The 18,473-nt window shown below is 61.4% G+C and carries 19 protein-coding genes and 1 pseudogene; 12 read left to right on the top strand and 8 right to left on the bottom strand.

Features of this window, described 5'->3' with window-relative positions; genetic code table 11:
- Positions 1-3 precede the first annotated feature (3 nt).
- Together hflC and AC1D2R_RS15945 are read left to right on the top strand one after the other, a co-directional pair.
- Positions 4-957 carry a protease modulator HflC gene (gene hflC / locus AC1D2R_RS15950; protein ID WP_477968245.1) on the top strand — a complete coding sequence of 318 codons (954 nt, stop codon included), beginning with the start codon at positions 4-6 and terminating at the stop codon, positions 955-957.
- Between the two features lie 201 nt (positions 958-1,158).
- Complete coding sequence (locus tag AC1D2R_RS15945) at positions 1,159-2,757, top strand: DegQ family serine endoprotease (protein WP_477968244.1); 1,599 nt, start codon at positions 1,159-1,161, stop codon at positions 2,755-2,757.
- A gap of 31 nt (positions 2,758-2,788) precedes the next feature.
- Here the strand turns inward: AC1D2R_RS15945 and serB are convergent, their stop codons facing one another.
- Positions 2,789-3,679, bottom strand: coding sequence for a phosphoserine phosphatase SerB (serB, locus tag AC1D2R_RS15940; protein WP_477968243.1), 891 nt, complete (start codon positions 3,677-3,679; stop codon positions 2,789-2,791).
- On the opposite strand from serB, the gene miaA reads away from it, so the two are divergent.
- Positions 3,678-4,571: a tRNA (adenosine(37)-N6)-dimethylallyltransferase MiaA gene (gene miaA / locus AC1D2R_RS15935; protein ID WP_477968242.1), complete on the top strand. Its 894-nt coding sequence runs from the start codon at positions 3,678-3,680 to the stop codon at positions 4,569-4,571. The two genes, serB and miaA, sit on opposite strands and share 2 nt — an antisense overlap.
- A gap of 15 nt (positions 4,572-4,586) precedes the next feature.
- Here the strand turns inward: miaA and AC1D2R_RS15930 are convergent, their stop codons facing one another.
- Entirely contained in the window at positions 4,587-6,674 is a 2,088-nt protein-coding gene (locus AC1D2R_RS15930) for an ATP-binding protein (protein ID WP_477968241.1), read from the bottom strand.
- Between the two features lie 333 nt (positions 6,675-7,007).
- Here AC1D2R_RS15930 and AC1D2R_RS15925 point away from each other — a divergent pair, with 333 nt between their 5' ends.
- Positions 7,008-8,801, top strand: a complete 1,794-nt coding sequence (locus AC1D2R_RS15925) for an acetolactate synthase 3 large subunit (protein ID WP_477968240.1) — start codon at positions 7,008-7,010, stop codon at positions 8,799-8,801.
- 24 nt (positions 8,802-8,825) lie between these two features.
- Positions 8,826-9,398, top strand: a complete 573-nt coding sequence (gene ilvN, locus AC1D2R_RS15920; RefSeq protein ID WP_477968239.1) for an acetolactate synthase small subunit — start codon at positions 8,826-8,828, stop codon at positions 9,396-9,398.
- 36 nt (positions 9,399-9,434) lie between these two features.
- On the opposite strand, the gene AC1D2R_RS15915 is transcribed toward ilvN, so the two are convergent.
- Complete coding sequence (locus AC1D2R_RS15915) at positions 9,435-10,283, bottom strand: aldo/keto reductase (RefSeq protein WP_477968238.1); 849 nt, start codon at positions 10,281-10,283, stop codon at positions 9,435-9,437.
- A gap of 44 nt (positions 10,284-10,327) precedes the next feature.
- Between AC1D2R_RS15915 and AC1D2R_RS15910 the strand changes: the two genes are divergently transcribed.
- Positions 10,328-10,699, top strand: a complete 372-nt coding sequence (locus tag AC1D2R_RS15910; protein WP_477968237.1) for an AbrB/MazE/SpoVT family DNA-binding domain-containing protein — start codon at positions 10,328-10,330, stop codon at positions 10,697-10,699.
- A 105-nt stretch (positions 10,700-10,804) separates the two neighbouring features.
- Positions 10,805-11,398, top strand: coding sequence for a LysE family translocator (locus AC1D2R_RS15905; protein ID WP_477968236.1), 594 nt, complete (start codon positions 10,805-10,807; stop codon positions 11,396-11,398).
- Here AC1D2R_RS15905 and AC1D2R_RS15900 read toward each other — a convergent pair.
- Positions 11,390-11,572, bottom strand: a pseudogene (locus AC1D2R_RS15900) (DUF2269 family protein); the annotation flags it as partial. The gene AC1D2R_RS15905 and the pseudogene AC1D2R_RS15900 sit on opposite strands and share 9 nt — an antisense overlap.
- A 314-nt stretch (positions 11,573-11,886) precedes the next feature.
- Between AC1D2R_RS15900 and nthA the strand changes: the two are divergent.
- Genes nthA through AC1D2R_RS15885 form a run of 3 tightly spaced genes read left to right on the top strand, consistent with a single transcriptional unit; the run spans position 11,887 to position 13,545 of the window.
- Positions 11,887-12,531, top strand: a complete 645-nt coding sequence (gene nthA, locus AC1D2R_RS15895) for a nitrile hydratase subunit alpha (RefSeq protein ID WP_477968235.1) — start codon at positions 11,887-11,889, stop codon at positions 12,529-12,531.
- Positions 12,528-13,187, top strand: coding sequence for a nitrile hydratase subunit beta (gene nthB / locus AC1D2R_RS15890; protein WP_477968234.1), 660 nt, complete (start codon positions 12,528-12,530; stop codon positions 13,185-13,187). The genes nthA and nthB overlap by 4 nt, the downstream gene beginning before the upstream one ends.
- Positions 13,174-13,545: a nitrile hydratase accessory protein gene (locus AC1D2R_RS15885; RefSeq protein WP_477968233.1), complete on the top strand. Its 372-nt coding sequence runs from the start codon at positions 13,174-13,176 to the stop codon at positions 13,543-13,545. Before nthB ends, AC1D2R_RS15885 begins: the two co-directional genes overlap by 14 nt.
- Before the next feature lie 3 nt (positions 13,546-13,548).
- Here AC1D2R_RS15885 and AC1D2R_RS15880 read toward each other — a convergent pair whose 3' ends face one another.
- The 3 genes from AC1D2R_RS15880 to AC1D2R_RS15870 are packed head-to-tail and all read right to left on the bottom strand — an operon-like array spanning position 13,549 to position 15,245.
- The gene (locus AC1D2R_RS15880) at positions 13,549-14,331 is read right to left on the bottom strand and encodes an anti-sigma factor family protein (RefSeq protein ID WP_477968232.1); all 783 of its coding nucleotides are present in this window, start codon (positions 14,329-14,331) and stop codon (positions 13,549-13,551) included.
- Positions 14,328-14,843, bottom strand: a complete 516-nt coding sequence (locus AC1D2R_RS15875; protein WP_477968231.1) for an RNA polymerase sigma factor — start codon at positions 14,841-14,843, stop codon at positions 14,328-14,330. Before AC1D2R_RS15875 ends, AC1D2R_RS15880 begins: the two co-directional genes overlap by 4 nt.
- Positions 14,844-14,864: 21 nt before the next feature.
- Positions 14,865-15,245: a COG4315 family predicted lipoprotein gene (locus tag AC1D2R_RS15870; protein WP_477968230.1), complete on the bottom strand. Its 381-nt coding sequence runs from the start codon at positions 15,243-15,245 to the stop codon at positions 14,865-14,867.
- A gap of 138 nt (positions 15,246-15,383) precedes the next feature.
- On the opposite strand from AC1D2R_RS15870, the gene AC1D2R_RS15865 reads away from it, so the two are divergent.
- Complete coding sequence (locus tag AC1D2R_RS15865) at positions 15,384-16,511, top strand: ATP-dependent DNA helicase (protein WP_477968548.1); 1,128 nt, start codon at positions 15,384-15,386, stop codon at positions 16,509-16,511.
- A gap of 43 nt (positions 16,512-16,554) precedes the next feature.
- Here AC1D2R_RS15865 and AC1D2R_RS15860 read toward each other — a convergent pair whose 3' ends face one another.
- Positions 16,555-17,244, bottom strand: coding sequence for a MerR family transcriptional regulator (locus tag AC1D2R_RS15860; protein WP_477968229.1), 690 nt, complete (start codon positions 17,242-17,244; stop codon positions 16,555-16,557).
- Positions 17,245-17,672: 428 nt separating this feature from the next.
- Here AC1D2R_RS15860 and AC1D2R_RS15855 point away from each other — a divergent pair, with 428 nt between their 5' ends.
- The gene (locus AC1D2R_RS15855; RefSeq protein ID WP_477968228.1) at positions 17,673-18,425 is read left to right on the top strand and encodes a pyridoxine 5'-phosphate synthase; all 753 of its coding nucleotides are present in this window, start codon (positions 17,673-17,675) and stop codon (positions 18,423-18,425) included.
- Positions 18,426-18,473: the final 48 nt, after the last annotated feature.

Genomic DNA, 18,473 nt, shown 5'->3' with positions numbered 1-18,473 from the left:
GCCATGACTTCGAACAAACTCCCAGTCATTCTCATCGTTCTCGCGGTGCTGCTGCTCGGCCTCTATTCGTCGGTCTTCGTGGTCAATGCGCGCGAACAGGCGATCGTCGTCCGCTTCGGTCAGATCCAGTCTGTCAAGACTGAGCCAGGAATCTACTTCAAGCTACCCTTCACGTTCATGGATGCCGACCGCGTCCAGATCGTCGAAAAGCAGGCACTGCGCTTCGATCTCGACAACATCCGTGTCCAGGTTCGCGGCGGTGCGACCTTCGACGTCGATGCCTTCGTCATCTACGACATCAAGGATGTCCGCCGCTTCCGCGAGACGGTTTCTGGCGATCGCGAGTCTGCCGAAGCTCGTCTTCGCACGCAGCTCGATTCCTCCCTGCGCCGCGTCTACGGTCTGCGTGATTTCGACGCTGCTCTTTCCGAAGAGCGTGTCGCGATGATGCTCGAAGTTCGTGACGACCTGCACCGGGATGCCGAGGCACTTGGTCTCAACATCCAGGATGTTCGTATCCGTCGTACCGACCTGACGCGCGAAGTTTCGCCGAAGACCTATGACCGCATGCGCGCCGAACGTCTGGCGGAAGCCGAACTGCTGCGCGCACAAGGTGGCGAAGAAGGCCAGCGCCGTCGCGCTATCGCCGACAGGCAGGTGGTGGAGATCACTGCCGAAGCGCAGCGCGACTCGGAAATCCTGCGTGGCCAGGGTGATGCCGAACGCAACCGTCTGTTTGCCGACGCCTTCAACAAGAACCCGAACTTCTTCGAGTTCTACCGCTCGATGGCGGCTTACACCACTGCGCTGTCCTCGCAGGACACGACCCTGGTGCTGTCGCCGAACTCGGAGTTCTTCCGCTACTTCAACAGCGCGTCGGGCTTCCCGGGGGGCGTTCCGCCGGTGCCTGTGACACCGCCTGCGGCTCCAACGCCGCCGGCTGCGCCCGCGAACTGATCGCGCTCGATCGCGCTTTCCAAACAAGGGGCCGGCATCTTGCCGGCCCCTTGCATTTTGGTGGAGCGACGGCTCGCCCTGGCGCTTCCGCGGTGTCCCACGCAGATTGCACGGGATTTCGCGAAAAGGTGATTTCACCCTCCATCATTCCGCCTTATGCTCATGGTCTTAGTGCGCTTTTGACCCACACGAGGATGCTTGATGGCCCCCACGATACGCCCGACCTACAGACGATCGCTCGCTCTTCTGGCCGGCGCTGCACTTCTGGCTAATGTCGGTTTCACCGGGGTGGTCCATGCGCAGGGCACACCGCCGACGAACGGTCCGGCGTCCGTTGCCGATCTTGCCGAAGGGCTTCTCGATGCGGTCGTGAACATCTCCACATCGCAGAATGTGAAGGACGACGAAGGGGCAGGTCCGGCTCCGCGCGCCCCGGACGGATCGCCTTTCCAGGAGTTCTTCAACGACTTCTTCAACAAGCAGAAGGGCAAGCCGGGCGGCAATCACAACGTCAATTCGCTCGGTTCTGGCTTCGTGATCGATCCGCAGGGCTATATCGTCACCAACAACCACGTGATCGAGGGCGCTGACGACATCGAAGTGAATTTCGCCGACGGCAGCAAGCTCAAGGCCAGGCTGATCGGCACCGACACAAAGACGGACCTTTCCGTGCTGAAGGTGGAGCCGAAGACGCCGCTGAAGTTCGTGAAGTTCGGCGATTCCAGCGGTATGCGCATCGGCGACTGGGTGATGGCCATCGGCAATCCGTTCGGTTTCGGCGGGTCGGTGACCGTGGGCATCATTTCCGGGCGTGGCCGCAACATCAATGCCGGCCCCTACGACAATTTCATCCAGACCGATGCGGCGATCAACAAGGGCAACTCTGGTGGACCTCTGTTCAACATGAAGGGCGAGGTGATCGGCATCAATACGGCCATCATTTCGCCGAGCGGTGGTTCGATCGGCATCGGCTTCTCTGTTCCTTCGGAGCTTGCGGCAGGCGTCGTTCAGCAGTTGCGCGAATTCGGCGAGACGCGGCGCGGCTGGCTCGGCGTGCGCATTCAGCCGGTGACCGACGATATCGCCGACAGTCTCGGCCTGTCGAGCGCCAAGGGAGCGCTGGTTGCAGGCGTCATCAAGGGTGGACCGGTGGATGACGGTTCGATCAAGGCCGGCGATGTCATCCTGAAATTCGACGGCAAGGCTGTCAACGAGATGCGCGACCTCCCGCGCGTCGTGGCGGAAAGCCCCGTTGGCAAGGAAGTCGATGTACTGGTGTTGCGCGATGGGAAAGAGCAGACCGTCAAGGTGAGGCTCGGGCGCCTGGAAGACAGCGATCAGGCGGCTGCCAACGACGACGGTTCGGATAGTTCGCAGGGTGGCGTTATCAATCCGGATCCCGATGAGAACCAGGATATGGATGAACCCGGCGGCGACCAGACCCAGCCGGTGCCTGACGGAAAGGGTAAGCCTGCTCAGCCGGCGCCGGATGCCTCCTTGGCCAAGAACGTTCTCGGTCTCTCGCTCTCGGCATTGAGTGCCGAAACCCGCAAGACCTTCGGCATTGCCGAAAGCGTTGACGGTGTTCTCGTTGCCGAAGTGGCGCCCGGATCGCTTGCGGCGGAAAAGGGGTTGAAGGCCGGCGACGTGATCGTAGAGGTGGCGCAGGAGTTCATGCGCTCTCCTGACGCCGTCGCTGCCAAGGTGCAGTCGCTGAAGCAGGAAGGCCGACGCAACGCCCAGATGATGATCGCGTCGGCGAATGGCGACCTGCGCTTCGTCGCAGTGCCCATGGAATGAGCGTCAGGACCGGGCCCTCGGGGCCGCTCCACTACGCCGTGACGAAATCCGTCTTTCGGTAACCCTGGATGTAGAGCAGGGCGCTCAGGTCGCCGTGGTTGATCTCGATCCTCGCTTCCGCTGCCACAGCCGGCTTGGCGTGGAGCGCGACACCAGATCCGGCCAGGTGCAGCATGCCGAGATCGTTCGCCCCATCGCCGACGGCGATTGCCTCTTCCGGCAAAATGCCAAGCTTTTCCGAGATGTCGTTGAGCGCATCGACCTTGGCTTGCCTTCCAAGGATCGGCTCGGCGACGAAGCCGGTCAGGATGCCGTCTTCTTCCAAAAGGATGTTGGCGCGATTTTCGTCGAAGCCAAGCGTCTCAGCGATCCGGCTCGTGAAGACGGTGAAGCCGCCGGAGACGAGGGCTGTATGGTGCCCCTTCGACTTCATGGTGGCGATCAGCTCCGGGCCGCCTGGCGTGAGCGTGATGCGCTTGGCGATGACGTCATCGACCACGGAGATCGGCAGACCCTTCAGCAGGGCGACGCGCTCGCGAAGGGCCGGCTCAAAGGCGATTTCGCCGTTCATCGCGCGGGCGGTGATCGCCGCTACCTTGTCCTTGAGGCCGACTTCGGCGGCGAGCTCATCGATGCATTCCTGCCCGATCATTGTCGAATCCATATCCGCGATCAGCAGTTTCTTGCGCCGCGTCTCCGCCTCCTGGATGACCAGATCGATCGGCGCGCCGGCGATCGCCGCCAGAATGGCGGCTCGCGCAGCCTTCGCCTCCGTGCCATCGCGGAGGGCGATGTCGCAGGCAATTCCATCGGCGAGCCAATAGAGACCGGACGCTTTCACGGCCTCGGCGGCCTTCTCGGCGATTACCGCCGTGAGAACGGGATTTGACGGATTGGCAACAAGCGTGGCAACGAGGGCCATGATGGAAAACCTTCTGAGCGCAATGGACGCGATCCTGATAACCGGGCCAACCGCCAGCGGCAAGTCCGCGCTGGCGGTTGAATTGGCGAAACGCCACAACGGCGTCGTCGTCAATGCCGACAGCATGCAGATCTACGATACGCTGCGGGTCCTTACTGCGCGTCCTTCCGAAGACGACATGCAGGGCGTGCCGCATTGTCTCTATGGCCATGTGCCGGCCGGCAGCGCCTATTCCACCGGCGCTTGGCTGCGCGACGTGGCAGAGCTTCTGCCGCGTCTTCGGGCTGAAGGCCGCTTGCCGGTTTTCGTCGGCGGCACCGGCCTCTATTTCAAGGCGCTGACAGGTGGCCTGTCGGACATGCCGGCGATTCCCGATGAGGTCCGCGCCCGCCTGCGAGCCCGCCTGCAGGAGGAGGGCGCCGAGCGCCTTCATGCGCAATTGGCCGAAGGCGATCCACCTGTTGCCGCAGTGCTTGGCCCGYAGGACGGGCAGCGGATCGTTCGGGCACTGGAAGTGCTGGAGGCGACCGGTCGGTCAATTGCCGAGTTCCAGGGACGCGCAGGGCCGATGATCGTGGATCCGGAGGCTGCGCGGAAGATCGTCGTGCTGCCCGAGCGCGCCGTCCTGCATGCGCGGATCAACGGCCGGTTCGAAACGATGCTGGATCAGGGGGCGGAGGACGAGGTCAGGGCGCTTCTGGCCCTTTCTCTCTCCACCGACATGCCCGTCATGAAGGCGATCGGCGTGTCCCAGATCGCAGCCATGCTCGAGGGTGCGATGTCGCGCAGCGAGGTTCTGGAAAAGGGCGCCGCAGCAACCCGCCAATATGCCAAGCGGCAGATGACATGGTTCCGCAACCAGATGGATAAGAGCTGGGAACGGCGGGAGTAAACCCGCACGAGGCACTTAATCCTTGTCGTAGAGGCTGCTGAGCGGCTTCTTCAGTATGCTTTCGCGCAGGGAGACGCCTGGCTCGCGGCGAATGCTCGCCGGCGCTGCCGGCGGCTCGGCCGGCCGTGGCGGTTGTCTCGGCTCCGCACGCATCTCGCGGCGTAGGGCCTCGAGGCGGCTGTCGATGGATGACATGTCGGCAGGTGCGCCGAAGCTGTCGCGCGACGGTGACGAGGAGAGCGGTTCGCGCGGCGCAGGGGCTCGCGGCAGCATGTCCTGGCGGTATGGTTCGATCGGCGCAAGCGGCGGAGTGGTCGTCGTCTGGGCGGGAATGAGCGGAGGGTAGGTTCGGTCTGCAAAATTCAGCGGGTACTCTTCGTCACCCTCTTCCTGCAGGCCAGCGGAGGCGGCCTTGTAACTCTGCTGGAAGGCGGAGATATCGGGGGCGCTGACAGCACGCATGCGCGTCACGATCTTGCGCAGATCGACATTGTCAGGATCCTCCTCAACGACCTTGGCACTGGCACTCGCGCTGTTGGCCTTTGGAATAAGCTCTTGCGAGACACGCGAGAAGCGCATGCGCATCGGCACGCTGATGGCCTCGCCGAAGGCGATCGCCTCGCCGTTGCCGATCGAGGAAATGAAGCTCGTCGTCGAGATGGACGAATTCGGGATGGCGGAGCGGATGATTTCCTGGTCGCGGTCGTTGGAAAGGCGCATGGCAAAAAGCGTCGAGCACTGCGACAGGATCGTCTGGTCAAGTTCGCCCGGACGTTGCGTAATGATGCCGAGCGAGACACCGTATTTGCGGCCCTCCTTGGCAATACGGGCAATTGCCTGCCTGGTCGGGAAGAAGCCGAGGGTCGGGTCCGACGGAATGTAGCGGTGCGCCTCTTCGCAGACCACCAGCATATGAATGGCACCCTCGCTCCAGAGCGCGATTTCGAAAGCCATTCGGCAGAGCACCGATGCGACCGAATTCACCACTTCGGACGGGATGCCGGAGAGCTGGAACGTGCAGATAGGCTTGTTGTCGCCGGGTACCCGGAAGATCTCCGCCACCGTCTCCATGATCGTATCGCTGATCGTGTTGTTGGAGAACATGAAATGGTAGCGCGGGTCGTTGATCGCGGCGATGACGCGCATCTTCAACGAGCGCAGGAACGGCTTTTCGCTGCGGCCTTCCAGGCGCCCGATGCGCTCGTCGATCAGGGCGAGCAGATCCGCCATGCGGTAGGGAACAGGGGTATCGGCGGTAACCGAGCTCTTTTCCGTGGCGCGCCGAACCAACGAATTGTCATTGCCGCGGAAGGCACGCTTTGCTTCCGGCAGGATATCGCGGAGCATATCGAGTTCTTCCGGCACCGGCGGTCTACCGCGGAAGACGACTTCGGCAAACTCCTCCAACCGCATCAGCCAGAAAGGCAGATCGAGCGTATCCGTGTCGATGACGACCGAGTGGTTCGGGAAGGCGGCGGCGAATTCGTTGTGGGGATCCAGGATCAGGACGCGCAGCTTGGGGTCGGCCTCGATCGCCTTGTGCAGCAACAGCGAGACGGCGGTCGATTTGCCGACGCCGGTCGATCCGACAATGGCGAAGTGCTTCGACAGCATCGAGGGAACGTGGATCGCCGCGTCGATGCTCTCGTCTTGCGTCAGCTTGCCGATGACGGCGGTCGTGCCACTGCCGGCGTCATAGATGCGCATCAGATCGGTGGTGCGAATGCGGTGGGCGACGGCACCCAGATAAGGATAGCGCGAAATGCCGGTCGAGAATTCCTCGGTGCCGTCCTCGTCGACGCGGACTTCGCCGAGCAGTTCCGTCTCGACCTTGAAATAGTTGTCTTCGCCTTCGCCCCAGGCGTGGGTGCCTGTGTTCATGGCGTAGACCAGAGCCACCACGCGATTGCGGCCGACGCTGATGGAAATCAGTCTGCCGACGGACCAGAGTTCGGTGAGATCGGTGTTGCCCGCTTCGGCTGTGGCGCCGATCGTGGCCTTGGAACCGCTGCACGCAACGACGCGCCCGAGAAGCCTGTTTCCCGGCACTTGACCGTCGCGACGGTCATCCTCGCCTGACGTCTCTGAGTCGCTGTTCAGCAAAGGGCTACTCCCTGCGATTGCGAAGAAGGATAGGGGCGAACCTTTAATAAAACCTTCAACCCGCTGCTGGCTCTGGCCGATCGGCATGGCGAGGGCCGGATTTTTATTGCTGTGAGCGTTGACGATGCGAAATTTTGTGTCTATCACTTCCGCCCATGAAGATAGCAGCAGCTCTTATTGTGGTGGGACAGCGCATGGGCAGGATGGTGTAACCATCCGGCGATAGCCACCCATGCGCGACACAACAGGCTCCCGAAGGGGCCTTTTTTTATGCCTGAAATTCAGGCTCCCGGACACAGAACTCAATTCCAGCAGTCAAAACGGAACAAAAACATGACGGGCACGGACAAGCAGACGGACGATAATCGTATGACGGGCGCAGAGATCGTTCTCCGTGCCCTGAAAGACAATGGTGTCGAACACCTCTTCGGCTATCCCGGTGGTGCGGTGCTGCCGATCTATGACGAGATCTTCCAGCAGGAGGACATCAAGCATATTCTCGTTCGCCACGAGCAGGGTGCCGGCCACGCGGCCGAGGGCTATGCCCGTTCCACCGGCAAGGTCGGCGTCATGCTTGTCACGTCGGGTCCGGGCGCGACCAATGCCGTCACGCCGCTGCAGGACGCGCTGATGGATTCTATTCCGCTCGTCTGCCTGACCGGCCAGGTCCCGACCTCGCTGATCGGCTCCGACGCGTTCCAGGAATGCGACACGGTCGGCATCACGCGTCCCTGCACCAAGCACAACTGGCTGGTCAAGGACGTCAACGAACTGGCGGCGACCATTCACGAAGCCTTCCGCATCGCCCAGTCGGGTCGTCCGGGTCCTGTTGTCGTCGACATTCCGAAGGACATCCAGTTTGCCACCGGCACCTACACGCCGCCTGCAGCGCATGCGATCCAGAAGAGCTACCAGCCGAAGGTCCAGGGCGACTTGAACCAGATCCATGCGGCGATCGAGCTGATGGCAAATGCGCGCCGTCCCGTCATCTACTCCGGCGGTGGCGTCATCAACTCCGGTCCCGAGGCTTCCAAGCTGCTGCGGGAGCTTGTCGAACTGACAAACTTCCCGATCACGTCGACGCTGATGGGTCTCGGCGCCTATCCGGCATCCGGCAAGAACTGGCTGAAGATGCTCGGCATGCACGGATCCTATGAGGCCAACATGGCAATGCATGATTGCGACGTCATGGTCTGCATCGGCGCGCGGTTCGACGACCGCATTACCGGCCGTCTCAACGCCTTCTCGCCGAACTCCAAGAAGATCCATATCGACATCGATCCGTCGTCGATCAACAAGAACGTTCGCGTCGATATCCCGATCCGTGGCGATGTCGGCAATGTTCTCGAAGATATGGTTCGCTTGTGGCGGGCCCTGCCGAAGAAGCCGGAGAAGAGCCAGACCGCCGAGTGGTGGGCGGATATCGAGCGCTGGCGTGCGCGCAACTCCTTCGCCTACACCAAGAGCAACGACGTCATCATGCCGCAATATGCGCTGGAACGCCTGTTTGCCCTGACCAAGGATCGCGACACCTACATCACGACTGAAGTCGGCCAGCACCAGATGTGGGCTGCGCAGTTCTTCGGCTTCGAGCAGCCGAACCGCTGGATGACATCGGGTGGCCTCGGCACCATGGGTTATGGCCTGCCGGCAGCGCTCGGCGTCCAGATCGCTCATCCCGACAGCCTCGTCATCGACATCGCCGGTGATGCGTCGATCCAGATGTGTATCCAGGAGATGTCGGCTGCGATCCAGCACGATGCGCCGATCAAGATCTTCATCATGAACAATCAGTACATGGGCATGGTGCGCCAGTGGCAGCAGCTGCTGCATGGCAACCGCCTGTCGAATTCCTACACGGAAGCGATGCCCGACTTCGTCAAGCTGGCCGAAGCCTACGGCGCCGTCGGCCTGCGTTGCGAAAAGCCGGGCGATCTCGATGCGACCATTCAGGAAATGATCGACGTCAAGAAACCTGTCATCTTCGATTGCCGCGTTGCCAATCTCGCCAACTGCTTCCCGATGATCCCGTCGGGCAAGGCGCACAACGAGATGCTGCTGCCCGATGAAGCGACTGATGAGGCGGTCGCCAATGCGATCGACGCCAAGGGCCGCGCGCTCGTTTGACAATAAGGTAGAGGAACCCACACTATGAATGCACACCTACAGCCGACGGGCTCTGCCTATTTCATTTCGCCCGAGACGGCGACCGTCGAAAGCCACACGCTTTCGGTTCTTGTCGACAACGAGCCGGGCGTGCTTGCACGCGTCATCGGCCTGTTCTCAGGTCGTGGCTACAATATCGAGAGCCTGACGGTCTCGGAGACCGAGCATCAGGCACATCTCTCTCGCATCACCGTCGTGACGCGCGGCACGCCGCACGTGCTCGAGCAGATCAAGGCGCAGCTCGACCGCATCGTGCCGGTGCACCGGGTCGTCGACCTGACGGTTCGCGCCCGCGAGCTTGGGCAGGAGCGGCCGATCGAGCGTGAAGTGGCGTTGATCAAGGTGGTTGGCGAGGGAGACACCCGGGCCGAGACGCTGCGCCTTGCCGACGCCTTCCACGCCAAGGTTGTCGATGCGACCGTCGAGCACTTCATCCTGGAGCTTACGGGCAAGTCTTCGAAGATCGACCAGTTTGTGGCGATCATGAAACCGCTTGGCCTGATCGAGGTGTGCCGCACCGGGATCGCGGCGATGAACCGCGGCCCGCAGGGCATGTAAGGCGTTCGATTTTGTCAGGCTATAGGCCGCTGGGGATCACAGCATCTCCAGCGGCTTTTTCCGTACCGGCGGCGGGAAGGCGGTGTCGAGCGCAGCCCAGTCCTCGTCGGTGATATCAAGTGAGATAGTATCGCGGTTTTCGGCTGCGCGCACTGCATTCGCCGTCTTCGGGATGACGATCACGCCGTCGCGCTCCAACAGGAAGGCAAGAGCTACCTGGGCGGGCGTTGCCTGATTGGCTTTGGCAATGCGGATCAGTTCGGGGTGATTGAGGATGCGGCCCTGGTCGATCGGCGAATAGGCCATGATGGGGATATTGCGTTGCTGGCACCAGGGCAGCAAATCGAACTCGATGCCGCGGCGCGAGAGATTGTAGAGCACCTGATTGGCAGCAACGTTTTCGCCCGAGGGGACCGCCAGCAGGTCTTCCATGTCTTCTGCGTCGAAATTCGAGACGCCCCAGGCGCCGATCTTGCCGGCGGCTTTCAGCGTCTCGAATGCCTCGACGGTCTCGGCGAGGGGAAGGTCGCCGCGCCAATGGAGCAGATAGAGATCGATGCTGACCGTTGCCATGCGCGAGAGGCTGCGTTCGCAGGCTTCGATCGTTCCCTTGCGGCTGGCATTCCACGGATAGACCTTGCTGACGAGGAAGACTTTTTCCCGCCTGCCACGGATCGCTTCACCGACGATCTCTTCTGCACCGCCGTCGCCATACATCTCGGCCGTGTCGATGAGTGTCATGCCAAGGTCGAGGCCGGCCCTGAGGCTCGCGACTTCGCGTTTTGCCTCTGACGATTTTTCGCCCATGCTCCAGGTGCCCTGGCCGAGCGCCGGCACCTCGATGCCATCAGGGAACCTGATAGTGGGCATGGGGTCGTCCTGCATCGCTTCCTCCCGTGTTGTCGGTTTTTCGATATCTAGGGTGAAGGATGACCAAAGCCACGATTTCCAAGTGGGGCAACAGCATTGCCATACGCCTGCCGAAGGCGGTGACGGAGGAGCTGCGTCTGAGGGTCGGCGATGTCGTCAACCTTGACGTCAGGAACGGCAAGGCGACGATCGAAAAGCTGAAGCCCAGACTTGCACCTCGCTTGGAGGAGATGGTTGCCGAGATGGACCGGTTAGGTTGGGAAAACGAGCCGGATATGGTGGGTATGGTGCTGGTCGATCAAATTCGGTCGATCGACAAGGCCGAGCGCCTGTTGTGTCATATCGAGCCGACATCGACAGAGTTCCTTCAAGAAGTCCGCAGCTACGTCGGCAGGCTTCTCGGGCTCGAGGCATCGGACGCCACCCCGTAATCCTGTCACCATGACAATCGAGGTATGGCATCTCCGGTTTAGGTCAACTATCCTGACCTAAACTAACAAGATCCGCGTTCATCAATCGCGGGTTCGGGAGGTCTCATGCCGCTGGACACGTTTCTGGCACTCGTTCTGTTCGCTTTCACGACGTCGATCACGCCGGGCCCGAACAACATGATGCTGTTTGCGTCGGGCGTGAACTTCGGCTTTCGACGGACGATCCCGCATATGCTCGGCATCGGTGCGGGTTTCTTCTCGCTGTTGCTCGGCGTCGGGCTGGGGCTCGGTGCACTGCTGCACACGGTGCCGGTTGTGTATACGGTCTTGAAGTTTGCCGGTGGCGCCTACCTCGTCTGGATCGCCTGGAAGATCGCGACGTCACGGTCGCTCAGCGAAGGCAAAGGCGCCGTGAAGCCGATGTCGTTCCTTTCGGCGGCCGCCTTCCAGTGGGTCAATCCCAAGGCTTGGGTGATGGCGGTGACGGCGATGGCAACCTATACGATCCAGGACATCTATTTCGCCAGCGTGCTCATCGTCGGGCTGGCCTTCGCCGCCGTCAACGTGCCGAGCGTTTCGACCTGGGCCGGTTTCGGCTCGGCGCTGCGTGAGTGGCTGTCGGATCCGGTGCGGCTCAGATGGTTCAACATCACGATGGCCGTCCTTCTGGTCCTCAGCCTCTGGCCGATGCTAAAATAGCGAGATCGAAGGCTTCGTCGCCACCAGCCAGAGTATGCCGATAACGGTGAAGAAGGCGGGGAAACCGAAGGCGAGCCAGACGCCGTGGAGGCGGAAGCGGGCCGCCGGCAGCGAAGCTTGCGCCATGGCCGCACTCCTTGCCAGATCGCGAAGGCGGAGCTGGATCCAGACCAAGTTGATTATCACATCCTGGCCGTGGATCGTTTCGATCCATCGGCTGCGGATGTCATGCGCGGGAGGTCGGCTCGGATCCAGCATATGCCGGCCTGCTTCAGCCGGGCGCGGCCGGGGTTGCATCCAAGGCCGGCGACCGTATGACCCTCGTCCTTCATGCGGGGTCGCAATCGCTGAGCCGATGAAGACTGTAGCGCCAAGAATGAGGATGGTCATGTCGGTGAGCCTATCTGAAAAGTTCATTCGCATAGAAGGGCTTGGCGCGCTACATTCTAACGCTTAAAAGTAGGATCGCATTGGCGGAGGGCCCTCTCTTGCACGACGATCACGATCACGATCACCATCACCACGATGACCATCATCACGACAACCGTTATTCCGACATGCAGGCGCGGGTGAAGGCGCTTGAAACGGTATTGACGGAGAAGAGGCTGATCGACCCGGCAGCGATCGATGCCATTGTCGAAAACTACGAAACGAAGATCGGCCCGCGAAACGGTGCGCGCGTCGTCGCCAAGGCGTGGAGCGATCCGGCATTTGCCGAATGGCTGAGGAGCGACGCAACCGATGCCATCGCAAGCCTCGGCTACACCGGCCGACAGGGCGAACACATGCGGGCGGTCTTCAACACAGCCGATACTCACAACCTCGTCGTCTGTACGCTCTGCTCCTGCTATCCCTGGTCGGTATTGGGCCTGCCGCCTGTCTGGTACAAGGCGCCGGCCTATCGTTCGCGAGCGGTCATCGATCCGCGCGGCGTGCTTGCCGAGTTCGGTGTGACCTTTCCGCAGAGCAAGAAGATCCGGGTCTGGGATTCGACGGCGGAATTGCGCTACCTGGTAATCCCCGAGCGGCCCGCAGGGACTGACGGCTGGAGCGAGGAGCAGCTCGCCGATCTCGTCAGCCGGGATGCGATGATCGGTACCGGCGTCGCAGCCAAGCCGGGAGCACCGGCATGAACGGCCCACACGATCTCGGCGGGCAGATGGGATTTGGGCCGGTCGCGCCCGAGAACAGCGAGCCTTGTTTTCATGCGGAATGGGAAAAGCGGGCGCTTGGGCTGACCTTGTCCAGCGGTGCATTCGGTGCTTGGAACATCGATGAAAGCCGGCATGCGCGCGAGAGCATTCCGCCTGCCGTTTACCTTTCCGCGAGCTATTACGAAATATGGACCCGGGCGCTCGAGGTGTTGCTCGAGCGGCATGGCTTCGTGAGCGCCGGCGAAATCGCTGCCGGGCACAAGCAGACCGCTGGAGCCGTGCCCAAGCGCGTCCTCAAGGCCGACATGGTGGCGGGCGTTCTGGCAAGGGGTGGCCCTTGCGACCGCCCGGTCGACGCACCGGCGCGCTTTGCGGTCGGCGACATCGTGCGCACGAAGAATTTCAACCCGACGGCCCACACACGGCTGCCGCGTTATGCGCGCGCCAAGGTCGGCGTCGTCGAGGCGGTGCAGGGCTCCTTTGTCTTCCCCGACGACAATGCGCATGGCAAGGGCGAAAACCCGCAATGGGTTTACACCGTTGTCTTTGAGGGCGGTGAGATTTGGGGCGAGGGTGCGGATCCGTCGCTGACGGTGTCGATCGATGCCTGGGAGAGCTATCTTGAGCCAGCGTGAAACGCGATCGCCGCTGGTCCAGTCGCCACAACTGCCGAAGTCGGACGATGGCGAGCCGGTCTTTCCGGAGCCCTGGGCAGCCGAGGCATTTGCCATGACCGTGCATCTGCACGAGCAGGGGCTATTCCCCTGGGGCGAATGGGCGGAAAATCTGTCGGCCGAGCTGCACAGGCCCGCCCGGGCTGAAGACGGCAGCGACTACTTCGATTGCTGGGTCGCGGCGCTCAGCGGTATTCTCGTCAATCGCGGCGTTGCCGATGCGGACACGATCCTGGCCTTGCAGGAAAGCTGGCAGCGCGCGGCAGAAGCGACACCGCACGGCCAGCCGATCGAACTCGCGAACGATCCGCAGCGCTGATCGTCAGGACGGGAACTGGCGGTAGCATTCCTCGGCGACCTTTCTCAGCATGTCGCGCGATATCTCGCCGGTGACGGCGTAGCCGAGCTCGCCGTCGATCCAGTAGAAGGTTTCAACCTTGTCGGCGGCGGCGAAGCGGAAGCTCGTCGTTCGGTTGTCGGCGTTGCGCCCGACCAGCACCGTCAGGCGTTCGCCGCCCTGGTTCTCGTACATGAACATCGCGCCCGGTTTGCCGTCGACCGGGAGCAACCGCCCGCCCACCAGATGGAAGCCGAGGCTTTGCAGATCGGGTACCTTGAGGTTCGCGATGGCCAGGCGCTTGCCAAGCCACGTCGCAAGGTGTGCCTCTTCGTTTGCGAAAACCTCGACCGGATGACGAACCTCACCGGCGTAGACCAGGAAGGCGTTCTTCGCTTCCTTGGGAAACGTTTCGGATGCGGCCAGCTGCAGTTCCGGTCTCGCGAAGAACTGGGGTGCATAGTGCCCCACCAAGGCACCGATGACAAAAACGGCGGCGAGTGTTGCGGCCGCGGCAGATTGCCTTGGCCACGCGAGGGGCAATGGTGATCGCCTGACGAGGTCGCCATCCGTTTCCTTGCTCTTCTCGTGGCTGTCAAAAAGCGTCCTGATCTCGGCGTTCTGGGCCTCCCATGCGGCCACTTGCGCAGCATCGTCGGCGTGTTCGCTCAGCCACGCCTCGATTCGCGCCCGCTCTGCCTCGGGCATCTGCCCGTCGGCGTAGGCATGAAGGTCCGCTTCGGTCACGGTGGGGTTGATCTCGCTCATTTCGGTCTCCGAAGCGTAATGATGTTGTCGGCTTTCATGCGTTGTCCGATCTGTTGGCGCGCGCGCGACAGGCGCGACATGACGGTGCCGATCGGGATGTCGAGGGCAGTCGCGACCTCCTGGTAGGTGTAGCCCTCGATGACGACCAGCATCAGAACGGAGCGGTGGTCCTCCGACAGGCTGTTGAGCGCAGTCTCAAGCCGCGTGCGTTCCAAGGGGTCGGTCGGTGCCTCGGGTGCGGCGATGTCGACGGCGCCATCGAGGTCGACGAGGCGGCTGCGGACGGTGCTGCGACGCTGGTTGCGATAGAGGTTTGTCATGACCGTCAGGACCCAGCCGCGCAAATTGAGGCCGCGCCATTGCCTGCGACGGGCGAGTACCTTTTCGACGCAGTCCTGAAGCAGATCCTCGCCGTCGGCATCGGAGCGCGTCAGGCTTCGCGAATAGCGTCTCAAAGAGGGGAGGAGGGCCAGGATCTGGCCCTCGAAGGTTTCGGGTGCGGGCGGCTTCATGCCTGCTGTCCCAGCTGCAGCCTACGGTTTTGCGACATCCCAGACATCCTTGAAGCCGTCACCTGAAATATCGCCCATCTTCTTGTCCTTGACCCAGAAATAGAGCGGCATGCCGTCCTTCGCCCACTGTTTCGTGCCGTCCTTGCGGTCGACGACCGAGTATGCTCCCTCAGCCTTGGCATTGCCATCCGCGATCAGCGGTGGCCAGGCCTTGGCGCAATCGTCATAGCAATTGGAGACGCCCGCCTTGTCTTTCTTGAAGGTGTAAAGGGACATGCCGTTTTCGCCCGCGAGCACCTTGCCCTTGGCGGATTCGACAGTTTTGACGGGCGGTGCTGCGAAGGCGGATGTTGCGGCTACCGATGCAACGGCCATCGCGATCATGAACTTCACGGATTTCATCAGATCTCTCCTCGGGTTGGGCGCACGCTTTTTTGCGTTGCCTGACATGAGACACGACAGACTGCGGATTTATTCCCGATGCAGCGGACATTTTTTGCGGTTGCCTATCCCGCGCGAATCCTGCCAAGTCGATTGACCATGCAATTTGCTCCGCAACAAGATGAAGCCCTGAAAGCCGTTTCGAAATGGCTGAAGGAGGGAAGGACCCCGATTTTTCGCCTGTTCGGCTATGCCGGTACGGGCAAGACCACGCTTGCCCGGCATTTTGCCGAGCATGTCGACGGCGAGGTGCTGTTTGCGGCCTTCACCGGCAAGGCGGCGCAGGTACTGCGTTCGCGTGGTGCCAGCAATGCGAGGACGATTCACTCGTTGATCTATCGCCCCCGCGGCGAGGAGGCAGTGGAAGACGAGGAGACGGGCAAGACGTCGATTGCGCCGATGTTCTCGATCAACCGGCAGAGCCCGGTCGCAAAGGCTGCTCTCATCATCGTCGACGAATGCTCGATGGTGGACGAGGCGCTGGGCAAGGATCTGATGAGCTTCGGCACACCCATTCTCGTTCTTGGCGATCCGGGCCAGTTGCCTCCCGTTTCGGGCGGGGGTTACTTTACCAATCAGGAGCCGGACTACCTGTTGACCGATATTCATCGGCAGGCGCGCGACAATCCCATCATCAAGCTTGCGATGCAGGTGCGCGAAGGCAACGAGATCATGCATGGCGACTACGGTGCCGCGCGGGTGATCTCCAAGAACGAGGTCAACCAATCGCTGGTGCTGGATGCCGATCAGGTCCTCGTCGGCACCAATCGCACACGCCGGCGCTACAATCAGCGACTGCGCGAATTGAAGGGCTTCTCGACCGATTATCCGCAGACGGGTGACAAGCTTGTGTGCCTGCGCAACGACCCCGCCAAGGGGCTGCTCAACGGTTCGCTCTGGCAGGTCATGACATCTTCGAAGGAGACGACCAAACCGGGGATCAACCTGCTGATACGTCCTGAGGACGACGACATGGATCGCGGTGCGGCCAAGATCAAGCTGCTGAAGCAGGCGTTTGAGGACGTCGAGGGGGAAATTCCCTGGAACACACGCAAGCGCTACGACGAATTCGATTTCGGCTATGCGCTGACCGTGCACAAGGCGCAGGGTTCGCAGTGGAACAATGTGGTGCTGTTCGACGAAAGCTGGGCGTTTCGCGATACTCGCGAGCGCTGGCTCTACACGGCAATAACGCGCGCTGCGGAAACGCTGACGATCGTTCGCTGAACGGCCTTGGAATGAGGCGGCAGCCTCACGCAAACGGATGGTTTCAGACCTGTACGACGCCGAGCAGGATGGCCTTGGCGATTGCCTGAAAGCGGTTGTGGGCCCCGAGTTTGCCGATGATTGCTGTCTCGATGGATTTTGCCTCGTCGTCCTTCAAGCCAAGCACACGTGCCAGACGGTGTGTCGACAGGCCCTCGGCCATCAGGGCCAGACACCGGCGCTCCTGGTCGGTCAAGGCGTGTTCCAACTGATTGTCGTTGAGGGGCGGATCGTCCTTGCCGTTCCCGACTTCAAGCAACTCGCTGACCTGCTGGAGCTGACGGTGGAGCGTGGACATCTCGGCGCAGAGCTCACGCTTGCGCAATGTCAATGCGGAGCGAAATACGGCATCGGCAGCTTCCTGCGATGGGGAGTTGCAGAGATCGGTCATCAGTTCCTGGATGACTGCCACAGCCATCCCCGCTTCGCGACAGACGTTGATCACCGCCATCCGCATGACGTCGGTCGGGAGATAGACGCGCATCAGACCTATCCTGCTCGATGCGATAAGTCCCTTCTCCTCGTAGAAATGCAATGTTCTGTGCGTTACCCCAAACGCGTTGGCCATGTCGGCGATCGGCACTTTACCGTGCGGAAGATCTGGCGGCAGCGCGGCCGACGGCAGAAATCTATGTGCCGGTGGCACCTGCGCGGAAACGCTTGTCGAAAGCGTTTGCTTGTATCTATCGGCCATGAACCCTCCTGTTGTGCACATTGTGCAGCTTGCGCAGTGCGGAGATGCGGGCGCGGTCGAACTGGGTTTTCCTCTAGCGGTCCTTTGGTTTCTGTAGCAACGGCCGGTGCGCTGTGACGATGCATTGTGGTCAGGTTATGCGTCGAGTAGCTGATTTGTTAGTGTTAAAAATTATCACTTTTAAATAATAGAGCAATGTAGCCGACAGACTATCATCCCGCGGGAATTTTTTGGTTGGAAATAGCCAGAATATTGCGATCTAATCGTTTCATCAGGCGGAATAGAACCAGAACTACTTATTTTGGGCCTGTGTGCGGAAGTCGTGCCTCTCATCAGAGATTCACATGCGTTCATGCACGAATCTCGTTGGCCCTGATCGCGTCCTTGGCCTAAAAGCGTTCTAGCCTTCGCTTCAATGGAATCTCGCCATGCCGACCACGCTTTCTGTAAATCTCAACGCCGTCGCAATGCTGCGCAATCGCCGCGACTTGCCCTGGCCGAGCGTCGAGGGATTGGGACGAATAGCTCTCAAGGCGGGTGCTAGCGGACTGACCGTTCACCCGCGGCCGGACCAGCGGCACATTCGCTTTTCCGATCTTCCTGTCATCCGCAATCTGATCGACGACGAGTTTCCGCATGCGGAGTTCAACATCGAGGGCTACCCGACGGACGAGTTTCTGGACATCTGCGCGAGCGCTGCCCCGGAGCAGGTTACGCTGGTGCCTGATGATCCCTCACAGGCAACGTCGGATCACGGCTGGGATTTTCGCAAGCATCAAGCTTTTCTGACTGAGGTGATTGCGCGCCTGAAGACGATGGGTACCCGCGTCTCGCTGTTTGCCGACGGCGACGGTGATGCGGAAGCTGTAGCGATCGCCAAGGCGGTGGGCGCCGACCGGATTGAGCTTTATACGGGCCCCTATGGCGGCTGCTACGATGCCCCGGAGCAGGCAGCGCCGATTCTGGAAGCGCTTGGCAAGACGGCTGATGCAGCGCTGGCGCTCGGGCTTGGTGTCAATGCTGGCCACGATCTCACGGTCGCCAATTTGCCGCCGCTCGTGAAGCGCATTCCGAAGCTTGCCGAAGTCTCGATCGGACACGGGCTGACTGCGGACGCACTTGAATACGGAATGGCCGAGACCGTTCGGCGCTTCTGCCGGGCGTGTGGACAGAAGATCTAGGCTCTCGCCTATGGACAAGGCCCGCCCGGCAAAGTGCAGGGCGGGCTT

Source organism: Rhizobium sp. P1_C7, from assembly GCF_056406295.1.
Note: the sequence above shows the minus strand (reverse complement) of the source record. Positions and strands in the feature narration are given on the sequence as shown.